The 26713-nt window shown below is 60.1% G+C and carries 20 protein-coding genes and 4 pseudogenes; 8 read left to right on the top strand and 16 right to left on the bottom strand.

What is annotated here, in order from left to right; all coding sequences use genetic code 11:
* Window positions 1–201 precede the first annotated feature (201 nt).
* The 6 genes and pseudogenes from C7W88_RS18245 to C7W88_RS18215 all read right to left on the bottom strand — a co-directional run bounded on the left by C7W88_RS18245 (window position 202) and on the right by C7W88_RS18215 (window position 5915).
* Window positions 202–1268, bottom strand: a protein-coding gene (locus tag C7W88_RS18245; RefSeq protein ID WP_118075006.1) for an IS3 family transposase whose coding sequence is annotated in 2 segments (ribosomal slippage) — window positions 202–1016 and window positions 1016–1268 — 1068 coding nt in all. Because the reading frame shifts where the segments join, the coding sequence is not laid out codon by codon here.
* Between the two features lie 47 nt (window positions 1269–1315).
* Window positions 1316–1519, bottom strand: a complete 204-nt coding sequence (locus tag C7W88_RS18240; protein ID WP_118075005.1) for a hypothetical protein — start codon at window positions 1517–1519, stop codon at window positions 1316–1318.
* 130 nt (window positions 1520–1649) lie between these two features.
* Window positions 1650–3212: a gamma-glutamyltransferase gene (locus C7W88_RS18235; RefSeq protein WP_162896238.1), complete on the bottom strand. Its 1563-nt coding sequence runs from the start codon at window positions 3210–3212 to the stop codon at window positions 1650–1652.
* A gap of 198 nt (window positions 3213–3410) precedes the next feature.
* A pseudogene (locus tag C7W88_RS18230) lies at window positions 3411–4648 on the bottom strand (spinster family MFS transporter).
* Between the two features lie 96 nt (window positions 4649–4744).
* Window positions 4745–5526, bottom strand: a protein-coding gene (locus tag C7W88_RS18220; protein WP_240345078.1) for an IS5 family transposase whose coding sequence is annotated in 2 segments (ribosomal slippage) — window positions 4745–5202 and window positions 5202–5526 — 783 coding nt in all. Because the reading frame shifts where the segments join, the coding sequence is not laid out codon by codon here.
* A gap of 26 nt (window positions 5527–5552) precedes the next feature.
* Window positions 5553–5915, bottom strand: a complete 363-nt coding sequence (locus tag C7W88_RS18215; protein WP_118075002.1) for a hypothetical protein — start codon at window positions 5913–5915, stop codon at window positions 5553–5555.
* 388 nt (window positions 5916–6303) lie between these two features.
* On the opposite strand from C7W88_RS18215, the gene C7W88_RS18210 reads away from it, so the two are divergent.
* Both C7W88_RS18210 and C7W88_RS18205 read left to right on the top strand, forming a co-directional pair.
* Window positions 6304–7293 carry a dipeptidase gene (locus C7W88_RS18210; protein WP_162896235.1) on the top strand — a complete coding sequence of 330 codons (990 nt, stop codon included), beginning with the start codon at window positions 6304–6306 and terminating at the stop codon, window positions 7291–7293.
* A gap of 100 nt (window positions 7294–7393) precedes the next feature.
* On the top strand, window positions 7394–8635 hold the full coding sequence (locus C7W88_RS18205; protein ID WP_118075000.1) for an FAD-binding oxidoreductase: 1242 nt from the start codon (window positions 7394–7396) through the stop codon (window positions 8633–8635).
* A gap of 81 nt (window positions 8636–8716) precedes the next feature.
* On the opposite strand, the gene C7W88_RS18200 is transcribed toward C7W88_RS18205, so the two are convergent.
* From C7W88_RS18200 to C7W88_RS23980, 4 genes and pseudogenes are all read right to left on the bottom strand, one after another.
* On the bottom strand, window positions 8717–10237 hold the full coding sequence (locus C7W88_RS18200) for an IS66 family transposase (protein ID WP_118074999.1): 1521 nt from the start codon (window positions 10235–10237) through the stop codon (window positions 8717–8719).
* A gap of 31 nt (window positions 10238–10268) precedes the next feature.
* Window positions 10269–10625 carry an IS66 family insertion sequence element accessory protein TnpB gene (gene tnpB / locus C7W88_RS18195; protein ID WP_118074998.1) on the bottom strand — a complete coding sequence of 119 codons (357 nt, stop codon included), beginning with the start codon at window positions 10623–10625 and terminating at the stop codon, window positions 10269–10271.
* Window positions 10622–10873: a hypothetical protein gene (locus tag C7W88_RS23985; protein WP_240345152.1), complete on the bottom strand. Its 252-nt coding sequence runs from the start codon at window positions 10871–10873 to the stop codon at window positions 10622–10624. The genes tnpB and C7W88_RS23985 overlap by 4 nt, the downstream gene beginning before the upstream one ends.
* A 39-nt stretch (window positions 10874–10912) precedes the next feature.
* Window positions 10913–11074, bottom strand: a pseudogene (locus C7W88_RS23980) (transposase); the annotation flags it as partial.
* Between the two features lie 620 nt (window positions 11075–11694).
* Here C7W88_RS23980 and C7W88_RS18180 point away from each other — a divergent pair.
* The 4 genes from C7W88_RS18180 (at window position 11695) to C7W88_RS18165 (ending at window position 14888) form a co-directional block, all read left to right on the top strand.
* The gene (locus C7W88_RS18180) at window positions 11695–12531 is read left to right on the top strand and encodes an IS5 family transposase (RefSeq protein WP_118074995.1); all 837 of its coding nucleotides are present in this window, start codon (window positions 11695–11697) and stop codon (window positions 12529–12531) included.
* A 97-nt stretch (window positions 12532–12628) separates the two neighbouring features.
* Window positions 12629–12883 (top strand): hypothetical protein, encoded by a 255-nt coding sequence (locus tag C7W88_RS23975; RefSeq protein ID WP_240345077.1) that lies wholly within the window; start codon window positions 12629–12631, stop codon window positions 12881–12883.
* Window positions 12846–13993, top strand: a protein-coding gene (locus C7W88_RS18170; RefSeq protein WP_118074960.1) for an IS3 family transposase whose coding sequence is annotated in 2 segments (ribosomal slippage) — window positions 12846–13104 and window positions 13104–13993 — 1149 coding nt in all. Because the reading frame shifts where the segments join, the coding sequence is not laid out codon by codon here. Before C7W88_RS23975 ends, C7W88_RS18170 begins: the two co-directional genes overlap by 38 nt.
* Before the next feature lie 58 nt (window positions 13994–14051).
* On the top strand, window positions 14052–14888 hold the full coding sequence (locus C7W88_RS18165; protein WP_240345134.1) for an IS110 family transposase: 837 nt from the start codon (window positions 14052–14054) through the stop codon (window positions 14886–14888).
* Between the two features lie 294 nt (window positions 14889–15182).
* Here the strand turns inward: C7W88_RS18165 and C7W88_RS18160 are convergent.
* Window positions 15183–16373 (bottom strand): annotated as a pseudogene (locus C7W88_RS18160) (IS3 family transposase).
* A gap of 128 nt (window positions 16374–16501) precedes the next feature.
* Between C7W88_RS18160 and C7W88_RS18155 the strand changes: the two are divergent.
* Window positions 16502–17567 (top strand): annotated as a pseudogene (locus tag C7W88_RS18155) (IS3 family transposase).
* A gap of 24 nt (window positions 17568–17591) precedes the next feature.
* Here the strand turns inward: C7W88_RS18155 and C7W88_RS22975 are convergent.
* Both C7W88_RS22975 and C7W88_RS18150 read right to left on the bottom strand, forming a co-directional pair.
* Window positions 17592–17744, bottom strand: a complete 153-nt coding sequence (locus C7W88_RS22975) for a hypothetical protein (RefSeq protein WP_162896234.1) — start codon at window positions 17742–17744, stop codon at window positions 17592–17594.
* Between the two features lie 260 nt (window positions 17745–18004).
* Window positions 18005–18622: an EthD domain-containing protein gene (locus C7W88_RS18150; RefSeq protein ID WP_118074994.1), complete on the bottom strand. Its 618-nt coding sequence runs from the start codon at window positions 18620–18622 to the stop codon at window positions 18005–18007.
* Window positions 18623–18785: 163 nt separating this feature from the next.
* Here C7W88_RS18150 and C7W88_RS18145 point away from each other — a divergent pair, with 163 nt between their 5' ends.
* A complete protein-coding gene (locus C7W88_RS18145) occupies window positions 18786–19520 on the top strand; it encodes an SDR family NAD(P)-dependent oxidoreductase (protein ID WP_205525343.1) in 735 nt (244 codons plus the stop codon).
* A 78-nt stretch (window positions 19521–19598) separates the two neighbouring features.
* Here the strand turns inward: C7W88_RS18145 and C7W88_RS18140 are convergent, their stop codons facing one another.
* From C7W88_RS18140 to C7W88_RS18130, 3 genes are all read right to left on the bottom strand, one after another.
* On the bottom strand, window positions 19599–21617 hold the full coding sequence (locus C7W88_RS18140; protein WP_162896232.1) for a PQQ-binding-like beta-propeller repeat protein: 2019 nt from the start codon (window positions 21615–21617) through the stop codon (window positions 19599–19601).
* 41 nt (window positions 21618–21658) lie between these two features.
* The gene (locus tag C7W88_RS18135; protein ID WP_118074991.1) at window positions 21659–24091 is read right to left on the bottom strand and encodes a TonB-dependent receptor; all 2433 of its coding nucleotides are present in this window, start codon (window positions 24089–24091) and stop codon (window positions 21659–21661) included.
* A gap of 317 nt (window positions 24092–24408) precedes the next feature.
* Window positions 24409–26664, bottom strand: a complete 2256-nt coding sequence (locus C7W88_RS18130; protein WP_162896231.1) for a TonB-dependent receptor — start codon at window positions 26662–26664, stop codon at window positions 24409–24411.
* Window positions 26665–26713 lie beyond the last annotated feature (49 nt).

Below are 26713 nucleotides of genomic sequence, written 5' to 3'. Positions count from 1 at the left end.
GCCGAGGATACCGTTGATCGGGAATACATCGAGTTCGTCTGGATCGAAGTCGTCGAGCCATTCGCTGACATCGGCGTGATCTGGATGGTCCGGATCGTTTCTCGCCTCTAGCATTTCGTAGAACCCCGGGATGCCACCGCAGTCCTCGGGAGGACAGTTGCGCTCACCGCTGACGTGACCCCAGCTTTCCCCCAGCTGGGATTAGAGCCGGGCGGTTGTTTTGCGCATCGGCGCGGTTGAAGCAATGGGCTGCGTAGCGGAGCCCGTAGGGCGTAGCGAAGCAGGCCATTGCTTATCCAGTTCGGCGGCGAGCGCCGCCGGGGTTGCGTAGCCGAGGGACGAGTGCGGTCTCTCCCGGTTGTAATCCTCGACCCAAGCAGCGATCTCGACCCGTGCATGGGTCATGCTGAGGAACAGCGTCTCGTTCAGCAGTTCGTCGCGCATGCGGCCATTGAAGCTCTCGACGTAGCCGTTCTGCATCGGCTTGCCGCGCTCGGCGATCAGCTGGGTCAGCTCGCGCACGACACGGTGCCCGGAGATCGAGGTGTCCGGCACCGCTGCCAGGTACTCTCTGGTCACATCATCGACCACGTTAAGCACCCGGAACCGTCTGCCAGAAGCCATCTGGTCGTGAACGAAGTCCAGGCTCCAGCGCTGGTTCGGCAGCGCCAGCACCGGAGCAGGTGCTCTGGCCCCGACAGCACGCTTGCGGCTGCGCCGCCGCCTCACCGCCAGACCTTCCTCACGATACAGCCGCTGGGTCTTCTTGCGGTTGATCATCACGCCCTCTCGGCGCAGCAGGATATGCAAACGGCGGTAGCCGAACCGGCGCCGCTGGTTGGCCAGCTCACGCAGCTTCTTGCGCAGCGCACCATCGCCGTCCCGGATGGAACGGTAGCGCACACCCTTGCGATCAGCATCAATGACGCGGCACGCCCGCCGCTCGCTCATCCCATGACATGCCTGGAGATGTGCGACCGCTTCCCGCTTCGCGACGGGCGTCACCACTTTTTTGAAAGAAGATCCTTCAACGCGACGTTGTCCAGCATCGTGTCGGCCAGCAGCCGCTTGAGCTTCGCGTTCTCGCTCCCAAGTTCCCGCAGCCGCCGGGCCTCGGATACCTCCAGCCCGCCATACTTGGCCTTCCAGTTGTAGATCGTCGCTTCAGACACCCCGTGCCGCCGGGCCAGATCAGCGGTCTTCGCGCCCGCTTCTGCCTCCTTCAGCACCCCAATGATCTGCTCTTCCGAAAACCTCTTGTGCTTCATCGTCTGTCCTTCCTTCAGGCCAGACTCTAATCGCTCGTGGAGGAAAATCAGGGGGTCACGTCACCGGCGATGAAGCGAGGATATGCCGTAGAGCGATCCCCAGCTCGGACATCCCTGATGATCAAACTGTGTTCCCAGTAATTGCCGAAATCGTAGACATAATGAATCCGGGTAGTGCCAGGAGCGAACACATCGCGCAGGAGAGTGCGGGAGGCGACCTTGCGCGGAGCGGTCCCCCAACGTTTGCGCATATGTAGGCGCCTTTGACGGCGATCTCAAGCTGGTGAGCGTGGAAACGCTCCCGTGAATTTGTTCACGCCGGCTAGCCAAAGAGGGTGCTTGGGCGCGCACCCACCATCTGGTCGGGTCAAACTTGAGACCTCAAAAAGCAACGGCCCGCCCATTCCCATACTTAGGTGATACAGCGCAATATTGACCGGTCGGATCGCGCCCAATGCCAACCCAAAGCCCCTGTGAAAAGCGGGCTTCCTCCGGTGGAAGGCGCTTCACGTCGAGGCCGGACGCCGCAAGCAATTCCTCCGAGAATTCACCCTCTACCACTCGTAGACGCAAGTGAGTTTGTTCACGATCCGACGAGGAGGGAAACAACAGCCGCGGCATTGCTGAAACCTCTTCGAGCGACAGATGGAATTGCATCATGGCGAGCAGTGACTGCGCGGTCATATAATGAAGGCCGACCCCCATAGAAGACCATGCCGTATGGACCTGTCCATCACGCAAAAGCATCCCCAATTGCATAGGATTCGGAAGCGCTGAGCCAGGCGGGATCGCCGCGATCTGTGCCTGCATATAAGAGGCGGGATCGCCAATTGTTATGCCGTCCACAACAATCGCAGTTCGGCCCCATATCAGGCAATTGATGCTATGGCACAGAGACACCATATTGCCCCATCTGTCCGCTGCAACTACATCATCCGAATGGGTGCCGGCCCGGGCTAAATGGATGGGGCCATCAGGACTGTCGAGCCGTTCCCAAAGGCGCTCAGCATGATTTTTCTCCAACCTTGCTTCCGCCGACATATCGATACCTGGAAACATCGCAGCCAGTTGAGCCGCAGACTCGTACCGCATGCCGCCGGTTGCGCCACAGCATAGTGCGATGCGCCGCAGGCTTTCAGCGCTCTGCCACCAAGGCCCAAGCGCAGGTATCTGCGCTGCGGTCGCAAGGTTGAGGCATTCTGCCGCAGCAAGTCCGCCCTCACTTGGCGGGCCAAGCATTGCAAGCTCGAAACTGTCTTGCTGAAAAATAGTCGGCGCGGACCAAATCGGCCTGTAAGCACTCAAATCCGTGAGCGTCATATTGCCGCCATCAGCTCGCACCGCGGCAACACAGCGCGATGCCCATTCACCCTTAAAGATATAGTCGGCACCGTCATTGGCAATGCGACGCAGCGTTTGTGCCAAGGCAGGTTGACGAAACCAATCGCCGACAGAAAACGGGCTGCCGTCGGCGCGAAGGAAAACTGCGCGCGTTTGTTGCAATCGCGCGAGGTCTACCTGCCGTGTTGCCATGTAACGTGCAAGTTGCGGTGGTATGGAAAAGCCCGTTTCTGCGAGTTCGATCGCGGGCGCGAATAAATCGACCCAAGGCAAACGGCCGAACCGTTTGTGCGCGGCTTCAGCGCCTCGCAAGAGTCCACCCACAAGCGCAGTTCGACCCGAAGGTTCCGATGGTCTTATCATTTCCGCCAGGCCGTCGCCGCCCGGGTTCGTATCGCCCGGTATCGAAAGGGGATCTTTCTCTTCACGGCAGGTATTCCACCCAGCGTTCAAACTGGTGACTTCGCCACTTGTTGCATCGAAGTGGACTATGCCGAGAATACCAAAGAAGCTTGTTACTGCGCCGCCACCCAAGACAATTTGCACAAACGCCGTGGCCAGGGCTGCATCCAGCGCACTTCCACCTTCGCGCAAGATCCCCAAGCCGACACGCGCAGCGAGACCGTTAAGGGCTGTCGTGACGGCGCCTTCACGACCGTAAGCTGGCGCATGGCCGGGTAACACACTATTTTGAATGGACCAGTAATGGTCTCTCTCGGAGACCCCCCAATTGGATGGTAGAGCGTCTGACACCGGATTACACCTCACTTCAGGACTAGGCCTACGAAAACCTGAGACTGATTAATCCTCGCTATCGGTCAGTAGGCTCCGCGCCGCAGCAAAGAGGCATGCAGCGGTCGGCAAAAAGACCATGAAGGCCAGCATTATGGCTGGACGAAGACTGTCGGCCCCATAGATGTCCTTTAGGCCATCGCTGACCATGCCCGTAACCAAGGGTCCGAGCCCGGCTCCAAACAGGTTTGCCAAAAGCGAGGCGAGAGCGACAGTCGTCGCACGCCGAGTGCTGCCACACACCTCGTGGAGCGCAGCATAGACTGCCGGCATCGCAGCATTCAGAGCTAGCTCGCCAATTGCGGCAAACAGCAGAAACATATGCATATTGTTCGCCGTCAGTGCCAGCAAGTAGCAAGGCAAGGCAGCCAGCAATAGGGCGCCAGGCGCACGAACAAGCCAGCGCCGATCATGTTGTGCCAAGCGATCAACGACCAAACCGCCAAGGAGAATGCCGATGAAAGAGGCGGCTGCGGAACTCATGCCATAGGCAGTGCCTGCTTCTGCAAGTGGTATTCCAAGCAGTCGCACCATGTAGGACGGCAGGAATATCAATGCGCCATATCCAACGAACATATAGAGGATGAGGGCGAGAATGATTATGCGCAGGCTCTTCTTTTTCCATATCGTCTGAAATGCTTGGCCAAGAGGTTCTTTCTGACATTCCGTAATTTGGCCTGCAACCAGCCTGGGATCGCGCAGGCAGGACCAGACAATAAGGCCAAGAGGCAAGCCCGCAGATCCCAGCACGATAAAGACCGTTCGCCAACCATAGGCACTCGCGATCTGCGCACCGCCGACCAGTCCGAGCAGATAGCCAGCCATGGCCGACGCCATGAAGAAGGCCATTGCCCGCGCGCGCTCTTGCGGAGGGAAAAAGTCAGCGACAAGCGATTGTGCAGGGGGAGCGCACCAGCCTCTCCCAATCCCACCCCTAGCCTGGCGATAAGCAATTGCCAGACTGAGTGCACAACCCCACACACGATCGTCATTGCACTCCAGATTGTGATGGCGATCGTCAAGATGACACGACGATCGCTCCTATCAGCCCAGCGCGCAATTGGCAGACCGGCCGTCGAATAGACAAGGGTGAAGCCAAGCCCCGTAATCAACCCGAGCATTGTATCCGAAAGTGCAAATTCCTTTCGGATCGGTTCAAGCAAGATCGACACGACATGGCGATCAGCCGCCGCAGAGGTCGCCACCAAAAACAAAAGGCCCAAATAGGCCCAACGCCGAGATTTCATGTAACCAAGGGAGTTGCTTTCGATGCCTGCACTCATCCCTGCCTCCCGGTCCCTTGAGATAATCTGAGTATATTCTCATATTATCTCAAGTCAAGCTTAGGCGGCGTGGACAAATTTAAGCCAGTATCTGGCGGTGGCAAGATGCACCATCCCAAGGAAGCTGTTGGCCAGTTGATCGTATCGGGTGGCGATGGCGCGATTGATCTTGAGGTGGCCGAACATGCGCTCGATCCGGTTGCGCTGCTTGTAGAGCGCCCGATCATGCTCGATTTTCACGCGACGGTTTGACCGACCAGGAATGACGGCCTCGATATTCCGTTCGGCAAGGTCGGCTCGGATTGCGTCGGCGTCGTAGCCCTTGTCGGCGAGCAGGGCATCGGGGTCCCGTTCGGGAAGGCCGATCAGGGTATCATAGGCTTTGCAATCTGCCGCCTCGCCGACGGTCAAATGGAAGGCGATCGGTCGTCCGAGGGCATCGGCCAGGCAGTGAAGCTTACTGGTGAACCCGCCCCGCGAGCGGCCAAGAGCGCGTCGATGAGTCCCCCTTTTCCGCCCGCTGCCGAGACGTGGGCGCGAACGGTGGTGCTGTCGATGCTGTAATGGCCGCTGTCCGCCATGATCTCGGCCAGCGTCACGGCAACGGTCTCCCAGACCCCGGCTTCACTCCATCGCCGGAACCGCCGATAAATGGTGTTCCAACTGCCATATTTGGGCGGCACGTCGCGCCAAGGAGCACCGCACCGAAGCCGCCAGAGAATGCCGTTGATGATTGAACGGTTCTGTTCAGGCGGCCTGCCTGGCCCACGGTTCTCAGGCTCGATCGGTAGTAAGCCCTTCAGAACGCGCCATTCCGCTTCGGTGAGATCGCCCCTGCTCAAGCCTGCCTCCAAAAAGCAGCCTTGAATCAGCGAGTGGGGGCTACGTCAATCTGGTCTCGTGGTGTCGGCGGAATGATGCGAAGCGAGGCAACGAAATAGACGGCGGCTGGCAGGGTAATGGCCAGCGACAATAGGCCCGCCCGGCCAAAAATCACGCAGCCGCCAAATAGCGGGACTGCTATCGCTGCAAGCGACCAAGGTATTGGCCGACGCAGGATCGCGGCCCCAAACCAGAGGGAAAGGACAGCGGCAGCAATCAAAAAGGGCACTGAGAATGTAGCTATAACAACGATGAGAGAGCCAAACATCAGACCGGGTAGCGCCAGCGCCAGCGCCCACACCCCGATCACGCGGGCGGACACGTCAATGCGGAGAGGTCGGAACTGCATCCTGCCATGCTAAACCAAGCTACGACTTCGGCAAATGTCGCAGTGATAACTCCCGACCAGACGTCGCGGAATTTGTCCACGCCGCCTAGGTTCGCGAAGCGACAGCCCGGCTTTAGAATTCGCCAGTTCGACGCCATGAGAAGAATTGCGATCTGCCTGCGCCTAACGATTTCATGTGATGCACCTCTTGCCTAGTCGCTTGTTGCCGTGACCTAAAGGGGCAACGCGTTTCGCGCCGGGGGGCCTTGAACGTCCCCTAATCCGGACACTTGATGCTCAGTCAGGCGTTCAACCAATTCTGGTTGACCTTTAGATAAATCTGCGGCTAACCTCATATAAAGGCGTTTTCAAGGAATTTACCCATGAACACTACCAGGAACTTTTGACCATGTCCGCGGCGTCACTGCTTCGCTCCAGTCTCGTCTGGGATAATCATGGATGCTTGCCGTTGCGGCCGCTCGATGAAACGTTTCTTCCGCAACTCGAACTCTATCGCACGAGCGGGGTCGATGTCGCTATGATCAACATCGGCTCTGGTGGCCATGGGATCGAACAGCATGTCCGCATGCTCGCGCAATTCCGCCGCTGGATTGCGACGCACAACGAAAACTATCTCCTCATCGAACGCGTTGAAGATATTGACGAGGCCCGCCGAACCGGTCGGCTCGCGATCGGATTTGATATCGAAGGTGCAAACGCGATCGACGATCAGATCAGCCTGATCGCGCTCTACTACGATCTCGGCGTGCGCTGGATGCTGATGGCCTATAACCGAAACAACCGGGTCGGGGGCGGCTGTCAAGACGATGATCAAGGGCTAACCGCATTCGGTCGCGAGACGTTGGACGAGATGGCGCGTGTAGGCATGCTTGCATGCTGCTCTCATACCGGCTACCGAACGGCTAGGGACGTACTCGATTACAGCGCGAACCCGGTAATCTTCTCCCATTCAAACCCGCGCGCGCAGCACGATCACCCACGAAATGTGCCGGATGACTTGATTACTATGTGCGCTGCCAAGGGAGGCGTTATCTGCCTGAGCGGTATCGGCATCTTTCTGGGAAACAACGATAATTCGACCGAAACCTATTTTCGCCACATGGACCACGTCGTTCAGCTGGTGGGCGCCGACAATGTGGGCTTGGGTCTAGATTACGTCTTTGATATGGAAGACCTGAACTCATACATCACAAAGATGAAGGGCAACTTTCCCCCGGGCCTTGGATATGAGCTTGGAGGCGGCATTCGTTGTGTATCACCCGCACAGATAGAACCTTTGATCGAACTTCAGCTCAAAGCGGGCTACACAGAGGATGAAATTCGCAATATTCTGGGAAAAAATATGCTGCGGATTGCGCATAAAGTCTGGAAGCAATAATAGTTGAAGCGCGTACCCCCGGGGGGAGTATTGAGATTTACATAGAAATTGCTTCATACCGACAGCCTTTCATCGCTGAACATATCCTAGGAACTTCAATATGCGCGAAACAGTGGACGTGATCGTCATCGGCGGTGGCATTATCGGCATGAGCGCAGCGCTTCAAATCGCTCAGCGATCGCGTCTCCGCGTACTTGTTGCGGAAAAAGGATCGGGCCCGGGCGAAGGGTCAACGGGCGCGTCCTCGGCCGTATGTCGCTTTAGATATACCCGCCCGGAGACAGTGCAACTCGCAAAGGACGGCATCGCTGCCTATCAGAAATGGGGCGAGTTTCTAGGTTGTCACAGCCCCCTGGCCAGGTATCAACAAACTGGGGTCCTATGGCTTTCAAATGACCAGCAACAGGCGAAGCAAGACGCTGATCGTCTTACGTTACTCGGTGTCAGTGTTGATGCAATCGATGATGCCGAGGTGTCAGACCGCTTTCCTGCTATAAGTACCTGCGGAATTCCGCCCGATCTCATCTATGGCAGTCCTCACGTTTGCACCGATGGTGAGAATTTACACCTGCTTGAGCATGCCGGCGGGTACATGGACCCAAGCGATGCTTTGCAAGACCTGATTGACGCTGCGCGCTGCCTCCATGTAGATCTCCAGTTTAGGACAGAGGTTGCCGAGATTGAAGTCGTAGGTGGCGCTGCCCGCGGGGTCCGCTTCAAAGACGGCAGAACAGTCGCGTGCGAGACCATCATCCTGTCTGCGGGACCTTGGTCCACCTTGTTACTTGATAGGGTCGGGCTAGGCGGACTGTGGCCGCTGGAGCCAACCCGCATTCAGATCGCCCATATTGATAGGCCGCCGTGCGTAATTGGCGATCTGCCAGTCTGCGTTGACATGGCAGGAGGGATATATTTCAGACCTCAAAATCGAGGCCAGCAGATTATCATAGGGTCAATCCGGGAAGAGGATGAGTTAGAGACAGTAAGCAATGCGGATGATTTCCCGCGTTTTGCTGATGATGAATTTATCCGTGAGAAGCTCCATGCTTTAGCTCATCGCCTTCGCTTCCCAGTTCTAAGAGGTGCAGTCCGAGGTTACAGCGGACTCTACACTATGAACCGCAAAGACATGCATCCGGTCGTTGGTCCGACACCCATTGATGGGCTCATGGTCGCCAGCGGCTTCAGTGGCCACGGGTTCAAACTTGCTCCTGCGATAGGATCCTTGTTGGCACGTGCAATAACCGGAAGCGCATCACATTTTGATACGACGGTCGATGAGAGCTTTTTGTCTTTTGGCAGAGAGCCGATCAAGCTGCCGTCTCTCAACGTTCTTGCCTAAACCTGCTCTCATCAAAACGCAGTCCCAAGGACATTGGCGGAACGTCGATCGATATCGAGCGCCAATCCGTAACCGGTGTTTTCAGGCCACGGTCCAAGGCATGAGTTCGCCGACGCTGTTGGCGGGATGACCGTTGGCAAGCTTGGTCAACACCTCGGTCAACCATGTGTGCGGGTTGATGCCGGAAATCTTGCAGTTCTCGATGAGGGTGGCGATCACCGCCCAGTTGTCGCCGCCTTCGTCAGAGCCTGCGAACAAGGCATTCTTGCGATTGAGGGCCAGGGGCCTGATGCTGCGTTCGACGGTGTTGCTGTCAAGATCCACGCGACCATTGTCGAGGAAGCGCGAGAGCCCTTCCCAGCGGGTGAGCGCGTAGCGGATCGCTTCGCCCAACTTGGCCTTGGCGCTGACCTGGCGATTGCGGGCTTCGAGGTAATGCCGCAGCTCGTCGACGATGACGCGGCTGCGCTCGACGCGGATTTGTCGGCGTCGTTCAGCGGGTGCGCCGCGGACCTCGTCCTCGATGGCGTAGAGTTGGGCAATGCGCCGCAGCACTTCGGTCGCGACCGGCGAGGTGCCTGCCAGTTCATAGAACTTGCGGCGCACGTGCGCCCAGCAGAATGCGAGGCTGACCTGTTGCCGGCGTTTGGCGAGCGCGGCGTAGCCGCCATAGCCATCGACCTGCAGGATGCCGGCGAAGTCACCCAAGTGCGCTTCGGCCCGCTCGCCCTTCCGGTCGGCAGCATAGACATAGGCAACCATGGGCGGGGCACCGCCATCCCAAGGTCGATCATCGCGGGCATAGGCCCAGATCTGGCCCGTCTTGGTTCGACCGCGCCCTGGATCGAGCACTGGGGCTGTGGTCTCGTCGGCGAACAGCCGCTCGGATCGTCGCAGCCGTTCGAGGATGTGATCGCGCAACGGACGCAGATACCAAGCCGCCCGTCCCACCCAGTCGGCCAGAGTCGAGCGATCAAGCTGAATGCCCTGGCGGGCGTAGATCTGTGTCTGCCGGTACAACGGAAGATGATCCGCGTACTTGGCGACCAGCACCTGCGCGATCAGCGTCTCGGTCGGAATACCGCCCTCAACAATCCGCGCCGGCGCCGGGGCTTGCACGACCGCACTCTCGCATGAGCGGCATCCGTAGCGCGGCCGACGCGTGACCAGGACGCGAAAAGTGGTCGGCACGACGTCGAGGCGCTCGGCTACGTCTTCGCCGATCTGGTGGAGTGCGCCGCCGCAGCAGGGACAAGCCTTGTCCTCGACATCGACGATCTGTTCGATCCGCTCGAGATGGGCTGGGAGCGATCCACGGTTGGTCTTGCGGGGCCGCTCGGCCGGCGCCCGGCTCGCCTTGTCACGAGCGTGCTCGGCCTCGGCCAGGGCCGTCTCGACTTCTTCCAGCGCCAGCTCGAACTGATCGGGATCGAGCTGTTCGGACCGGCGGCCAAAACGGTGACGTTGCAAGGCGTCGATGATGGCCTTCAGTCGTTCGACCTCGGCCTGGAAAACCTTGAGTGCGTCGAGCTCGCGGGCCTGTTCGAGGACGAGCGCACGGAGCGCTTCGACATCGTTGGGAAGGTCCGCTTCCATGAGCATGGAAGCAGTGAATCAGTCCTGGAAAGTCCCGTCAACCGGCAATCTGCGGAGCAATCGGGCGACGTCCACCATGCACTCGGCGCCAGTCCAAGCCCTCTAAAAGAGCGCCAAGTTGGGCCGAGGTCAGACGCATTACGCCGTCCTGGATGCCCGGCCACTTGAAGCCGCCCGACTCCAGCCTCTTGGCCATCAGACACAGCCCGGTACCATCCCACCAGACTAGCTTGATCCGATCGCTGCGCTTCGCCCGGAACACGTAGATCACGCCGGAATACGCATCACCGCCGTACTCGGCGCCGACCAGCGCGGCCAAGGCGTCTGGTCCCTTGCGAAAATCCACCGGGCGCGTCGCCACCATCACCCGCGCGCCAGCACTAGGCCCGATCATCGCGTTGCCTTGAGCGCTTCGATCACCGCCGCAATCACGCCAGCATCGGCCCGGCGACCGATCTTCACCGCTACACCGTCGATCTCCAACTCGACTGCTGCACCTGCTGCGCGACGTCGGCGGCGGGGACGCCGCGTCGGAGCGACATCGGGCACCGCGCTCGGCTCAATTACGGCAGGCACGAACCCGACCGCTTCCGGCCTTGCCGGAGGCAGGATCACACCTTCGGCTTCGAGCTGCTTCGTCAAATCCCGCCGCCAAGCGTAAACCTGCGAAGGATCCAGCCCATGCCGGCGTGCCACCGAACTTACGCCTTCCCGGCCCGCATAGCACTCCGCGACAATCGACGCCTTTACCTCGGGCGGCCACTCGCGCCGCTTGCCCGCACCCGTGAATACCTCGAAACGCTGCGCGCCCCTGCTCACAGAATTATCACTCGTGATTATCATAGTAGCAGCGCACCCCGTCGATCAGGGCGCGAAGACTCGGCGCTACGCTTCAAGCCCGCAAGGTGGGGGCAAGGCTCCGCTTACGCCAATCCTAACATCGAAGACGTTGCAACCCTTGCGGGTGAATGAGGGTTCGCCGCTAACGCTGACCGTTGGTCGCTCGAGCTGTTTATCGAGAACCTGGCGAACAGCCGGGGACTGATCAATGAGAACTATTATCCCTAATCGCTGACTGCGATGACGTGATCTGCCCCCTTCTGAGTGGCCCATTTTCTATTTTAGGAATGGCCAAGAAGTAGGGGGCAGATCAGTTGAATGTGTTTTTTTATTGTTCAAGTTAGGTTGCTAACTACCTCTCTCACATTTATGTTATTTAATTGTGCATAGTATCATAGGCGGAGGGTGAGATGAGGTTAATCGTAGTTACAATCGCATTTTCCCTACTTCTGTCTTCGTGCGGTGACCCTGTTTTATCAAAAATTAGAAAAGATAAAGACACTTGTCATTCCATAGTTACTGACAGAGCAATAAGTTATATGCGCTCTCAGAACCTGATCCGAAAGTTGTTGAGCAATACCAGCATGTTGTGATTCACGCCTCTTTGCGAAGTGATGGAGTGAATGGTGACATGGACTGGTATTGCCCGGCGCGAGCATAGCCGGGAGGGATTGCGATATCCATCGGATATGACGGATGCGGAGTGGGCGCTGGCAGAGCCATTCGTGCCTCCGGCAAGGCGTGGAGGCCGACCTCGAACGGCAGACATGCGCGAAGTCCTCAACGCTTTGCTTTATGTAGCCGCGAGTGGGTGCGCGTGGCGACTCTTGCCCAAATGCTTCCCTCCGGTGTCGACGGTGCGGCGCTACTTTTACGCCTGGCGCAATGCCGGTCTGTTCGAGGCCATTAACACCGTGCTGGTTATGAACCTGCGGGAAATCGAAGGACGCGAAGCCTCGCCCAGTGCTGGAGTGATCGACAGCCAATCGGTGAAGACCACGGAAAGTGGCGGAGTTTCCGGGTTTGACGCAGGCAAGAAGGTCAATGGCCGCAAACGACACATCCTGACCGACACATGCGGCTTTCTGATCTTCATTCTCGTCCACGCCGCCGACATTCAGGATCGCGATGGTGCTGTCGATGTGCTGGCTGCCGTCCGGACGCGGTTTCCATGGTTACGCCATGTCTTCGCTGACGGCGGCTATGCAGGTGATAAACTGCGATCCGCGCTTGTCGGCATGGGCAAGTGGACTATCGACATCATCAAGCGTTCCGACAAAGCCAAGGGCTTCGAGGTGCTACCGCGCCGATGGGTTGTCGAGCGAACCTTCGCTTGGCTTGGGCGCTGTCGAAGGCTGGCAAAGGATTGGGAAAGGTCCATCGCGTCATCCACCGCATGGGCCCTCATCGCCTCAATCCGCATGCTCACGCGCAGAACCGCAAGATACTGTCAAATTTGATCAACTTCTGAATCATCGTGTAATTGCGGCTGCTTCCCTCGGACCTCGGTTGAGGCGCACACTTCTGGTTGTCGAATCCTGAAGGAAGGAAACAGCCATGAAGCACTATGCCGGATTGGACCTGTCGATGGAATCCACGCAGGTCTGCATCGTTGATGGAAATGGTCGGAAGCTTGTCTCGGAGAAGGTCGAGAGTTCCCCCGAGGCGATTGCCACGATGCTGGAGCGACACGGTCCGGTTGAACGGGCAGTGTGGCCTGCTGCCGGTTTGGTGGACACCGAGATAGGATGTTTTCACCTATCGGAGGTCCACAATGCAACGAAGGAAGTTCAGCCGCGAGTTCAAGCTTGAGGCGGTGAGGTTGGTGCGCGAGCGCGGTGTCGCAGTTGCGCAGGCTGCTCGCGATTTGGACGTGCACGAGAACGTGCTGCGCAAATGGGTAAAGGAGTTCGCTGCCGATCCTGGCCATGCCTTTCCGGGGCACGGGCAGATGAAGCCGGAACAGTTGGAGATCGACCGTCTCCGTCGCGAAGTGGCAAAGCTGAAGGCGGAACGCGACATCCTAAAAAAAGCCGCCGCCTACTTCGCGAAGGACTCGATATGAGGTTCGCCTTCATCGCGAAGCACCGAGGGATCTGGCCGGTGGCATGGATGTGCGGGGCGCTCGGTGTCTCGCGAAGCGGGTTCCATGCCTGGCTAACTCGATCCCCGTCGCAGCGCGCCCGCGAAGACGAGGTGATCGGCGCCAGGGTCAGGGCCAGCCATGTTGGCAGCTATCGCACTTACGGTGCCCGCCGTGTCTGGCATGACCTGCTCGCCGAAGGCATCTCCTGTGGCCTGCATCGGGTCGAACGGCTCATGCAGGCGCAGGGGCTGCGGGCTCGGCCCCGTCGCCGTGGACTGCCCAAGGATCAAGGGGAACGCTCGATCATTGCCGGCAATGTGCTGGATCGCCAGTTCACCGCCGACCGGCCCAACCAGAAGTGGGTGGCTGACTTCACCTACATCTGGACAGCCGAAGGATGGCTCTACGTGGCCGCTGTGATCGACCTGTTCTCCCGTAGAGTGGTGGGCTGGTCGATGAGCGATACCATGACTGCCCAACTCGTCACCGACGCGCTGATCATGGCGATCTGGCGGCGGGGCAAGCCGGATGCCCTGCTGCATCACTCAGACCAGGGCAGCCAGTATACCAGTGAGCAGTTCCAGCGACTGATGACCGACAATGGCGTCACCTGCTCGATGAGCCGGTCCGGCAATGTCTGGGATAATGCCGCCATGGAAAGCTTCTTCTCGTCGCTCAAGACCGAGCGGATCGGGAAGAAGGTCTATCGAACGAGGGCGCAGGCGAAATCAGACGTGTTCGACTACGTCGAATGCTTCTACAACCCGACACGGCGTCACTCGACCCTGGGGTACCTCAGTCCTATCGACTTCGAACGAGAAGCTGGGGTAGCCTGAATGAGCTTATCTCGGTGTCCGCCAAACCGGCAGCAGGCCAGTGATCGAGTCTGGACGGATGTCGCCCGCGATCTGCCTCGGCCTGCGCGAACTTGGCGTTTCGGTCGTATGTATCGATGCCCGGCAGGCGCACCAGAGCCTGAAAGCAATGAAGGCGAACAAGACCGACCCGCACGATGCAGCAGGGCTCGCGCAGTTGGCCCGGACCGGCTTCTACAAGGAGGTGCACGTCAAATCACAGGCGGCGCACGGAGTGCGAAGCGTGATCACCGCGCGCAGTCACTTGGTCAAAGCCCGCGTGGGGCTCGACAATACGATCCGGGGCATCTGCGCCACGTTCGGCTACCGACCTGGGCCTGGGCAGGGAAAGGCATTTCTCGCACGGATCATGGAGGCGGTGCACATCCCGGGTCTGGGCGAAGCTATCGCCGCGCTGCTGACCGTGCGCGCGACGCTCGTCGAGCAGATTAAGGAAATGGACCGCCGGTTACGGCTCATTGCCAGCCAGTCGCAGGCTTGCGAGCTGCTGATGTCCATCCCTGGCGTTGGCGTCCAGACATCCGCCGCCTTTGCCGCCGCCGTCGATGAAGCTGGCCGCTTCCGACAATCCCGCAGTGCCGGCGCCTACTTCGGGCTGGTACCCAAACGCCATCAATCCGGTGAGATCGACTGGACTGGTCGGATCACCAAGCAGGGCGACGGCACGGTGCGCAAGTTGCTCTACGAAGCGGCCAACTCAATCCTGTCCCGATGCCAGGAGACCTTCGCCCTGAAGACATGGGCGATGAAGATCGTGAAACGGCGCGGCTTCAAGAAGGCCCGTGTTGCATTGGCCCGTCGGCTCGCGGTCATCATGCACGCCATGCTGCGTGACGGCACTTTGTTCCAGGCTTGAGATAAGGTAGAACCCGATTGCCAGCGGTGAAGCGTCAAAGCTGATCCGGGGCGGTGTCCCGAGAGGGAACGCAGGGACGAACGATCTGCGAAGTAGTCCGATGGGCACCATAGCCCGCTTCGAATCAATGCAACGTTCGTTCTTGTGAGACCCGATACAGCACGACCAAGCTCCGGCTCGGCCAGTGCGGACAGATCCATGAAACCCTCAAGGGATCAACACCGCTAGCGTCCTGCAATTACAGATCGGGCTCTCAGGGGTGACCGGCCCCCACTGAGTGGTCCGCGTTAATTGTTAGTGCATGATCGCCTCCTGCGCCATGGCTGGCCGTAGGTGGAGCGAAGCGGAACCGGAGGGCTGCCATGGCGGTGTCGCCGTTTCCGGGGCTGGTGGACGGTACCCCAACGAGCTGTGCGGCCTGACGGTGTTGTAATGGCGTCGCCAAGCTTCGATCAGGATCTTTGCCTCAGCCAGAGTGTAAAAGATCTCCCCATTCAAGAGCTCATCACGCATCGATCCGTTGAAGCTCTCGCAGTAGCCATTCTCCCATGGGCTGCCGGGTGTGATGTAAAGCGTCTGCACACCGATCTTCGCCAGCCACTGTTGGACGGCATTGGCAATAAATTGTGCTGCGCACGCCTGCGGCTCCGGGGCCGTTGTCTGACCGTATATGGGCTGGCGGCCCACGGGTGACGAACAGTTCAGCCAGCGCTGCCAGAACGTCCTCGCTACGCAACCGTCGCGCTACCGGCAGGGCCAGGCACTCCCGGCTGGCCTCGTCGATGATCGACAGGATGCGGAACTTGCGACCGTCGTGCGTGCGCCCCTCGACGAAGTCGTAGGACCACACATGCCCCGGATACTCTGGTCGCAGTCGGATGCATGATCCGTCATTGAGCCAGAGCCGAGAGCGTTTGGGCTGCTTGTGCGGCACCTTGAGCCCCTCGCGTCGCCAGATGCGCTCCACCCGCTTGCGGTTCACATGCCAGCCCGCATCGCGCAGCAAGGCCGTCACACGGCGATAGCCGTAGCGACCATATTGCCTGGCCAGGGCGATGATGTCTTCAGTGAGTGCGGCTTCGTCATCAGCCCCACGCGGCGTCTTGCGCTGTGTCGATCGATGTTGCCCAAGCACACGGCAGACCCGGCGCTCGGACACTGGCATCATCTCCCTTATATGATCGATACAGCGCCTGCGCCGCGCAGGGCTCAGAAGTTTCCCTTTGCGGCCTCCTGCAGGATCAGCTTGTCCAGGGTTAGGTCGGATACCGCCCGGCGCAACCGGGCGTTCTCCTTCTCAAGCTCTTTCATCCGCCGAGCCTGATCCATCTTCAGGCCGCCATACTCCTTGCGCCAACGGTAGTAGCTTTGTTCGGTAACGCCGATCCGCCGGCAGGCATCTGCGACCGTGCCGCCCTGCGCTAGAACGATCTCCGCCTCACGCAACTTGCCGATGATATCTTCCGGCTTGTGCTTTCTTGCCATTCCATTCCTCCTTCGTGGCCATTCCCAAAATAGAAATTGGGCCACTCAGAAGGGGCAGATCAGGGTGACGTGACCCCCTGATTTTCCTCCACGAGCGATTAGAGTCTGGCCTGAAGGAAGGACAGACGATGAAGCACAAGAGGTTTTCGGAAGAGCAGATCATTGGGGTGCTGAAGGAGGCAGAAGCGGGCGCGAAGACCGCTGATCTGGCCCGGCGGCACGGGGTGTCTGAAGCGACGATCTACAACTGGAAGGCCAAGTATGGCGGGCGGAGGTATCCGAGGCCCGGCGGCTGCGGGAACTTGGGAGCGAGAACGCGAAGCTCAAGCGGCTGCTGGCCGACACGATGCTGGACAACGTCGCGTTGAAGGATCTTCTTTCAAAAAAGTGGTGACGCCCGTCGCGAAGCGGGAAGCGGTCGCACATCTCCAGGCATGTCATGGGATGAGCGAGCGGCGGGCGTGCCGCGTCATTGATGCTGATCGCAAGGGTGTGCGCTACCGTTCCATCCGGGACGGCGATGGTGCGCTGCGCAAGAAGCTGCGTGAGCTGGCCAACCAGCGGCGCCGGTTCGGCTACCGCCGTTTGCATATCCTGCTGCGCCGAGAGGGCGTGATGATCAACCGCAAGAAGACCCAGCGGCTGTATCGTGAGGAAGGTCTGGCGGTGAGGCGGCGGCGCAGCCGCAAGCGTGCTGTCGGGGCCAGAGCACCTGCTCCGGTGCTGGCGCTGCCGAACCAGCGCTGGAGCCTGGACTTCGTTCACGACCAGATGGCTTCTGGCAGACGGTTCCGGGTGCTTAACGTGGTCGATGATGTGACCAGAGAGTACCTGGCAGCGGTGCCGGACACCTCGATCTCCGGGCACCGTGTCGTGCGCGAGCTGACCCAGCTGATCGCCGAGCGCGGCAAGCCGATGCAGAACGGCTACGTCGAGAGCTTCAATGGCCGCATGCGCGACGAACTGCTGAACGAGACGCTGTTCCTCAGCATGACCCATGCACGGGTCGAGATCGCTGCTTGGGTCGAGGATTACAACCGGGAGAGACCGCACTCGTCCCTCGGCTACGCAACCCCGGCGGCGCTCGCCGCCGAACTGGATAAGCAATGGCCTGCTTCGCTACGCCCTACGGGCTCCGCTACGCAGCCCATTGCTTCAACCGCGCCGATGCGCAAAACAACCGCCCGGCTCTAATCCCAGCTGGGGGAAAGCTGGGGGTCACGTCAGCGAATTTCGAGATTTGTAAGAGCCATCGACAAATTGTTCCACCATTTGTCCCACCACCATTTCCCGGATTTGGAAAAGAGGCTGCGGACGTTTGAACGCAACGATGGAAAAATACCCTAGGAAAACCGCGGGTTTCAATTCCATCGGCGGACGTTGGCAGATCTAAATGGATTTGGTTCTGGCGGAGACGGAGGAAGCCATAGTTCTGCGTTAAGGCAATGATAAAATGTGATTTATTTGGTGGGCCAGAGGTGGTGTGCCCCCTAGGATGTCCCCATTTCCAGACAACTATGTACATCTTGTCTATTGGATCCCATGTGCAAGATTGCGTTACTTTGCGCAGCGGTGCACCGCATTTTGCTGAGCCGGCCGATTCCTTGGGACCGGATCAGTCTCCTGCGCTGTCACAAAAGCTCCCCGATGCTGTAGAGTTCGGAGTCGCGCACCAGCACGGCGAGCGAGCGACCGGTCAGGCCGAGCGCTTTCGCGGCGGCGTCGGCCGCGTCCTCATCGGCAAACCAGAATTCCTCGATTCCGGTGCAATCGAGGCCCCAGTCGCCGGGCATGGGGACGTTGCGGACATGGCCGCACGTGCCGTCTGGTCGTGCGACTGCCGCATCGTGCCACAGAAAGCACATCAGTTTCACGACCGCCGCGTCGCTCGGCGCGATCAACACTTCCTCGCGCGCGGACAGGCAGTGGTTAGCGATCCAGTCGGAGAAAGTCTCGGCCTCGTCGGCCACCATCACGGCCTGCGACGACGTGTCGGCGAAGTGCGCCGCGCGATGCGCCAGCGACCGGTGCCAGATTAGGCCGACGCCGTCGTGATCGGCCAGATAGGCGTGTTGCCCGGCGCGCGGTTCCACCACATCGCCATGGACATAGCGCGCGACATTCTTCCAGCGCGGCAGCGACATGCCGAGCGCTGCGTGCTGCCGCCAGCGCGCTGTCCAGTCTGCACGGGTGAAGGCAGGATGGCGACGGATCAGATAGATCAGCTTGGGCTGGATGAGGTCGGCCATAGGTGTTGGAATTTATATCGAAAGCGATATAAAGCAAATAGCCATGTCGTCGTTTCCGCTGCTTCGGCCCCTTGCGCCGCGCTGCCGATGCGCGACCGTCTGACGCGGGCCTGTCTGAAACAGGACGGGATCGAACTGCCGGGGGATGCTGGGAGGGACGATGATGCTTGAAGGCAGGACGGTGCTGGTCGTGGGGTCCACCGGCGGGATAGGCGAGGCGGTCTATCGGCTGTGCTGCGAGCAGGGCGCAACGGTCATCGGCACCGGTCGCCGCCGCGACGAGGGGGAGCGGATCGCAGCCGAAGCGGGCGGGCGCTTCGTGCCGCTCGACATCACCGACGATGCCGCCGTTATCGCGTTCTTTGCCGATCTGGCGCGCGGAGGCGTGGTCATCGACGGTGCGGTCAACAATGCGGCGATGACGCAGGATGCGGCACCGCTCGACAGCCTCGACCTCGCGCAGTTCGACCGGCTTTTCGCGCTCAACGTGCGCGGCGTGTTCCATTGCCTGAAGCATCAGATGGCGGCCATGCGTGGGCGCGGCGGTTCTATCGTCAACGTCGCCTCGATTGCCGGCCAGCGCGGCTTTCCGGGGCTGGCGCTCTATTCGGCCAGCAAGCACGCGGTGGTCGGGCTGACGCGCTCGTCCGCGCTGGACGGGGCGGCCGATGCGATCCGGGTCAATGCCGTGCTGCCCGGCACTACCCGCACTGAGATGTTCGACCAGCAGATGCTGACACGTCCGGGCGGCGAGGCGAGCACGGTCGCGCGGATCCCGCTGGGCCGTGTCTCTGCGCCGCACGAGCAGGCACAGGCGATCGCCTGGCTACTGTCTGATCAATCGAGCTTCGTCACCGGGGAGACCCTGGCGGTGGATGGCGGAACTACGGTGCGGTGATTTCTGAGGCTTGCTCCTGCGAGATTGCCGCGTTGTTCGGGGCGAGCGCCGCCTGTTTCCAGTCCGTGCAGCCTGGTATCAGTGGCCGGGTCGCCCGTTGGCGGTATCGTCGGCCTCCGCTCTGGCGGAAAACACAAGCAGCACGTTGCCTGGCGAATGGCTGTACAAGCCATAGCCCGAATTGATCACGACATAACCATTGCCGACTGCGGCCCCCGCACCGGACATGCTGCCGCCCTGGCCGGGTTCGCCGTTCGTGGTCCTGAAATTGCGGGTCGTATCGAAATCCCACAGCAAGGCTCCGCCAGCGCGCCCGTAAATGCGGATGTGGCCGTCCAGATGACCGGCGATGACCGCGCCGGAGACAGCGGTGACCGGCGCGGAAATGCCCGGATCGCAGAACGGGCGATCGCCACAGACGTTGCCCTGGACCTTGCTCCACAGAAGTTTGCCAGTGGTGGCATCGATGGCATGCATACCGGGCCGGGCCGTTGCGGGATCGAGATACTGGCCGTTATGCGTATCGTTCATGTCATTGATGGGCACATAGACCGTCGTCCCGTCTGCCGACATGCCGAAATGAACGCCTCCCTGAATACTGCCGCGCCCGACCTTTGTCTGCCACAGCAGCTTTCCCTGCGCATCGGGATCAAGTCCGTAGACGGTGCCGTTCTTGTGGCCGACGACCATGATCTGCTTTCCGCCCGGAACGTCGATCAGGAGCATGGACGAACTGTGATCGAAGTCCGGCCCTTTCTCGGCCGGGCAATTGGGGTTGTCAGCCATCATGCAGGCGACGTTCCAGGCATCGCCGGAGATCGTCTGCCTCTGCCAGACCCGCCTGCCGGTGCGCAGATCGACCGCAAAGATCGCATCGCTGTTGCCGTCCGAGGGCGAACTGTAATTCTCGCCCGACCCGATGTAGATCAGTCCGCGCCGCTCATCCACCGTCGGGCTTGTCCAGACCGGCGCTCCCGAAGGGGCGAAGCCCCGCTTGCCATTGAGAATGCGTTCCTTCGGTTCTTCCGGAATGGGAAAGAACTGCCAAACCGGCTCGCCTGTTTTCGCATCGATGGCATCGAGATGCCCGCGGAACGTGCAGCAGACATAGTCCGCCCCTGCCGCCGGAACGACCTCCAGCGAAGACACCGGCACATAGAGGCGGCCATCACGATAGGCCGGTGTGCCGGTCAGGGTCGCGCTGGGGTGATTGTCCATGCGCCGCGCCCAGACGAGCTTGCCCGTCAGCGCGTCAACGCCATAGAGTTTGCCGAACAGATCACCGAAATAGACCATGGGTTTGGGGCCATCGACGAGGACAATGCCCGTTCGCACCTCGGCAGTCGCCTTGAAGGTCCATTTCGCGCAGCCGGTCTTAAGATCGAAGGCATAGACCCTGCCGTCTTCGCTGCCGACGAAGGCCGCGCCATATCCGATCGAAGGCTGCGAACGCGCCTTGGTGGCGGCGGGGAAAGCGTAAGCCCAGCGCAGTTCCAGCTTGCCGAGATCGCCCGCATCGAGCCCGGCAAGCGCTTCGGGCACAAAGCGCCTTGTATCGTAGCCCCAACCCGCCTTTACGACGGGAAGCCGACGATCGAAGCTGCCCGCAGGCCCGGTACATTGCGCGGCGTAGTTCATCACCGGAAGGCCGGCCGAGAGATCTTGCCGCGTGAGATACTCGGCCACGCGCAGCTTCTGGTCGGCGGTCAGGTTCGCGCCCTGCAGCGCCATCACGCCGTTGGTCAGCGCTGCCACGATCGATGACGGCGCCAGCATTTCAAGCCATTGCACATGGGGCGCCTTTGGTACGCCGCCATTGTGACAAGCCGCGCAGTTCTCCGCGAAGATCTTTGCGCCGGGCAGGGCTTCGCGGTCGGCCAGGAGGCCCTTTGCGGTGTTGAACTCCGACACGTCTTTCAGCGCTTCTGGGGCAGCTTGCTTCTCGGACGTGCGCTCGGCCCAGGCACTCGTCCCGATCGCCAGCACCCCAGCCACGACCAGCATCCACGCCCGGCGAACGTGTGCGCCAAGCACGTTCTCCCGGATGACGTTGCTTGAACCGGCAGCCGGACACAATGTGCCTGGCTGCCCGGTCACAGCATGGTCCGACGCTGAAGGCAGGCGTGGCTGGCCAGTCATCAGAACTTGACCTGCGCCTCGATACCGAAGGTGCGCGGCGCGGCGATGGTGCCGTAGGTCCACAGGCCCGGAATCGGAACCGGGGTCGGATTGGTCGGTGTCGCCCCATATCCGGTCCCAACGTCGAGTACGTGCGTGAAGTAGTTGCGATTGGTCAGGTTCTTGCCGAACAAGGAGAAACGGAATGGCCCCGTCTCGTAGGTGATGCTGGCATCGACCATTGCAAAGGGCTTTACCAGCAGCGGATTTTCGACATTCGCCGAAACCGTGTTGGCACCGATGAAATACCGGCTCTTGTAACGAATCGAGCCATCCAGGATCAGGGTTTTGCCTTCGCCAAGGCTGGTCCGGTACACTGCATTTGCATCAAGCGACCACTTGGGCGCGCGACGCATCGAGAAGCCGGATTTGTCGATGGTCACCAGCGGCCGGGCAGCGGCAGTGGCAGGATCGAGGTTCGTGCCCAGGTCGAGCCAGCCCAGATACTTTGCGTCGAGGTAGCCCACGTTCATGCCAAGCGTCAGGCCTTCGGCGGGAATGAACTGGAACTCGCCCTCAACCCCCTGCATGCGGGCCTTTGCCGCGTTCTGCACGACGGTGAGGGTAACAAGCACGGGATCTGGGAAGACCACATCCTCCTGCTTGCCCGAATAGTCCATGCGGAAGAAATTGACGTTTGCCCGCAGGCGGTTGTCGAACCATTGCGACTTGAAGCCTGCTTCGATGCTCCTCACGGTTTCAGGCTGATACGGCCCCAGCGAGAATGCCGACGATGCGCGACCGTTGAACCCGCCCGAGCGGAAGCCCTTCGAATAGCTGGCATAGACCATGCCGTTGTCGAACTTGTAGCTGACACCGAAGCGGGGAGTAAAGCGCGAAGTGGTCAGAATGCCGGTCTGGCGCGTGACGGCACCGGTCACCGGATCAACCGCGTTGGGGGTATAGACCGCCAGGTTCGCGATGGCGTCCGGGCAGTCACCAAAGGCGGAGGTGAAAGTGCGGTTGCCCACCGCTCCCGTGGCTGTGCCTGCGCAAATCCGCTTCCTTTCATGGGTATAGCGGCCACCGACCGAAAGGGTCAGGTTCGGCACCGCTTCCCAGTCTACCTGACCGAAGAAGGCGTAGTTCCTGGTCCGCTGCTTGGCTTCGCCGCCCGGAGTCTCGCCACCCACGGTGTTGCCTTCCATGAGGTCGAAGATTTGCTGTTCGGTGGAGTTGGTGGCGATGGGCGAGGGGAAGAAGTAGTTGCGCTGATGGATCTCATAGCTTGCGCTGTAATAGTATGCCCCGGCAACGATCTTCGCGGTTGAAATCGTGCCCTGGTAGCGCAGTTCGCCTGAGAACTGCTTTTGCGTCTGCGGACGGAACACGAAGAAGTATGGCTGTTCGAGCCCGTCGAACTTGTTCATCGCCTTTTCGTTGGAAGTGCGATAGCCGACCACGGCCAGCAGGCTGTGATCGGGTGCCACCTCCACTTCGCCGTTCGCGATCAGCGAGTGCGCGTTGAATCGCTGCGGCTGCACGAAGTTGGTGACGGGACGCCGGTGATAGTCGGAATCGCTCGCCGGTGCGCCACACGATCCGACAGGAGTGATGATACAGAACAATTCGCCCGGCCCGGTCAGCGAGGTGACCGGCGTGGTCGGGGTGTTGTCATCGATATAGTCGTAATTGACGACGAGCTTGGCGGACGAGCTTGGCTCGATCTTCACCGAAGCGCTGAACATGTTGAAGTCCTTGTCGCCCTCGCGCTTGTTGCGCACGATGTTGCGGAAATAGCCGCCGTTGTGCAGGCTTATGAGGCCAACCTTGGCCGAGATCGCGCCATCGGCGATCGACGGCAGGTTCATCACGCCTTTGAAGTCCATCTGCTCGAAACTTCCGTAGGTCGCGCTGATCCGCCCGCCGAATTCGCCGGTGGGTTCGGCCCGGCGCACATGGACAAGGCCGCCAATGGTGTTGCGACCGAACAGCGTGCCCTGTGGGCCGCGCAGGATTTCCACTTCGCTGGCATCGAAGGTCGTCAGCAGGGCGCCGGTGGTGGTGGCAAGATAGACCCCGTCGAGATAGACCGCGACCGCCGGATCGAAGCTCTTTTCGCCGTCGTTCAACTGCACTCCGCGCACCGAAATGATCGGGGTGTTTGCGCCGTAGAGCGTGTCGATCACGACGTTCGGCGCAAGCCCGCCGAGTTGGGCGATGTCGCGGCTGAAACGCTGTTCGATCTGTTCGGCATTGATCGCGCTGACCGCAATGGGGACGTTCTGAAGATTCTCAGAACGATGCTGTGCAGTGACCACGATTTCCTGCAGGGTGGTAAGACCGCTGTCATTCGCAGTCGTATCCTGGGCATGTGCCGCTGGACTGCCGCAAACAGCCATCAGCCCCAGCGCCGCGCTGCCAAGATTGAGACAAACCTTCAGGTTCCTCATAAATCTCCCCAATTGTCAGATGGTTACTGACTTATCTGTGTTAGCGAACTTTGATTCGCCTTATCCTCGTCCAGTAAAATATAACGATATCGATACACATGTATATCGAAATCGCTGCATTTCCGGGTTCCCCGTGAAATTCGGGTCCGGAAAGTCAGCGCAAAAGCTGCGCAATGGGCCTCACGGCCCAACGGGCCGGTGCAGCTTCACAGCAGGACCATCTGCGGTCCGGAAGTCCGGTCCGAAGCTGCCCGGCCGGACAGTTTCGGACCAGATTCCAACACAATGTCCGCAATGCATTCAGATCAAGCCGGCATTCAGAAATGCCAGCCAAGTTCCATCCCGTAGTACCGCGGAGAACCGCCGAAAGCATTGTAGCCGACGCCGGCTGACTTGATTTCGGCATATTCGACATTTGCGATGTTGCGACCGAACACGCCGATAGACCAGCGCCCGAGGTCAATGCTCGCGCCGGCATCGAGCAGGCCATAGGCCTTCTGTTCGAGCGACTTGGTGTTGAGCAGGTCGGTGAATACGTGGCTGCGCCAGGTATATCCCGCGTGCAGCCTGAGCTTGGCATTTTCGCCAAGATCACGATCGTAACTGCCGCCGATCGAGTAGGTCCACTTCGGCACCCGGTCAAACTTGAGGTCCGTTGCCGCCTGTCCTGCCGCAAGGCCGGTCAGATTGTCGAAGCGATCGTACTTTGCGTCGATGTAGCCCAGCGTTCCATCGAAGCGCAGGCCGCGTACCGGCACGACCGAAGCTTCCACCTCGACCCCCTGAATGGTCGCCTTGGCCGCGTTGACGAGCTGCTGAAGCGGCGAATCTCCGGGCAGGGCAATCTGCGTGAGCCGCTGGATATCGTCATACTTCTGGCGGAAATAGCCGACGTTCAGCCGCACCCGCCGATTCAGGAACTGCGATTTCAGGCCGGTTTCGAATGAGCCCACGGTTTCGGGATCCACCGGGGTGACCGCACCCACCGCAGAGGGCGCACGGGCATTGAAGTTGCCGGCGCGATAGCCCTTCGAATAGCTTGCATAGACCATGACATCAGAGGCCACTTCATAATTTGCAATGAAGCGGGGGGACACGTCATCCCAACTGCGCTGGCCATCGAGGTAATTGAAACTGCACGACGCGAACGACTGTCCGGGGCAGTTGCTCAGCGGAACGATGTGCATTTTCTTGCGGTCGAAACTGTAGCGTACGCCAGCCGAAAGCGTCAGTCCGCCCAGAGGGCGCCAGTCGATGTTCCCGAAGGCCGCATAGGACTGCGCAGACTGCTGCCAGCGATTGATCGTGTAGCGGTTGGAACCCGTCGCGAGGCGGGTGATGCGCTTTTCGAACACGCTGGTATCGAGATCGAACAGAAAGCCGCCGACCAGCAGATCGATCGTGTCGTTCAGGCTGATGTTGTAGCGCAGCTCAAGGCTCTTCTGCCGTGCGCTCTCCTCGTTGTCGGGGAACAGCACGACATTGAACGGATCGCCGCTGACATTGAGCGTCGCATCGTAATCGATCTTGCGATAGGCCCCGATGGCCGTCAGCGTCCCGGTGCCGATGTCCTGCGACAGCTCGGCAATCAGGTGATACCCGTCGATCTTCGTGTAGCCCGGATCACCGAGATTGACCGACCACTTGCCATTGTCAGGTGTCCAGCCCCAGACTGTCTGATGCTGGCGCAGCGCGGTGTTCGGCAGCAGATAGGATCTTGTCGCACCCCCGCCATCGTTCATGTGCAGATACTGGCCGAGCAGCGTCAGGGTTGTGCTTTGGGCAGGCTTGAAGACGAGCGTTCCCTTGACGACCTGATCGTTGGCACCCTGCACACGGCCTTCGCGATGCATGGCGGCAGCGGCGCCGGTCGGATTGGCATTGGCGGGGACAGTCACGAAAGTGCCGGAATTGCGATTGATGAAGAAGCCGTCGTTATTGCGCGTGAAGACCGCAACGCGGGCAAACAGCTTGTCCTGAACGAGGCTCGTCTGGCCAGTCGCGCGAATTTCTACCGTCGAAGCGTTGCCGAGAGTCACCTTGACGGAGGCATCATCCGATCCGTCCGGCCGACGGCTGCGAACCGATACCACACCGCCCGAAGCGTTTCTGCCGAACAGCACGCCCTGTGGCCCGCGCAGAACTTCCGCGCCCTCCATGTCGAACGCGTCCAGAATTGCGCCGGCCTGGTAACCGATGACCATGCCATCCTGCACGATGTTCACGGCAGGATCGAGCGAGCGGACGGAGGTGCTGACGCCGACACCGCGCATGAAGAAGTTGGCGAAGCCGGGAAAGGTGCCGACGCCATCGAGCTGCGCATTGGGAACGAGCCGGCCCAGATCGCGGATATCGACCATGTGGCTGCGCTCGATCGCAGCACCATCCACGGCAGTTACCGCAAGCGGAACTTTCTGCAGTTCCTCGCCACGGGCCTTCTTCTGGGCATAGACCACGATCGATGAAAGCGCATCCTGGTCCGTTTGCGCCTGTGGGTCTGCCTGGGATTGCGCCAGGGCGGGCACGCTGCAGGTCCCCAGCATTGCCACGATCAACGCGGATCGCAGACGCATTTTCGCATTTGGTTCGAACATTTGCCCTCTCCCGTTTGCCGTTCAGCCT

It is taken from the genome of Novosphingobium sp. THN1 (assembly GCF_003454795.1).
Lineage (GTDB): Bacteria > Pseudomonadota > Alphaproteobacteria > Sphingomonadales > Sphingomonadaceae > Novosphingobium.
This window is presented reverse-complemented; position numbering and strand designations above follow the sequence as displayed.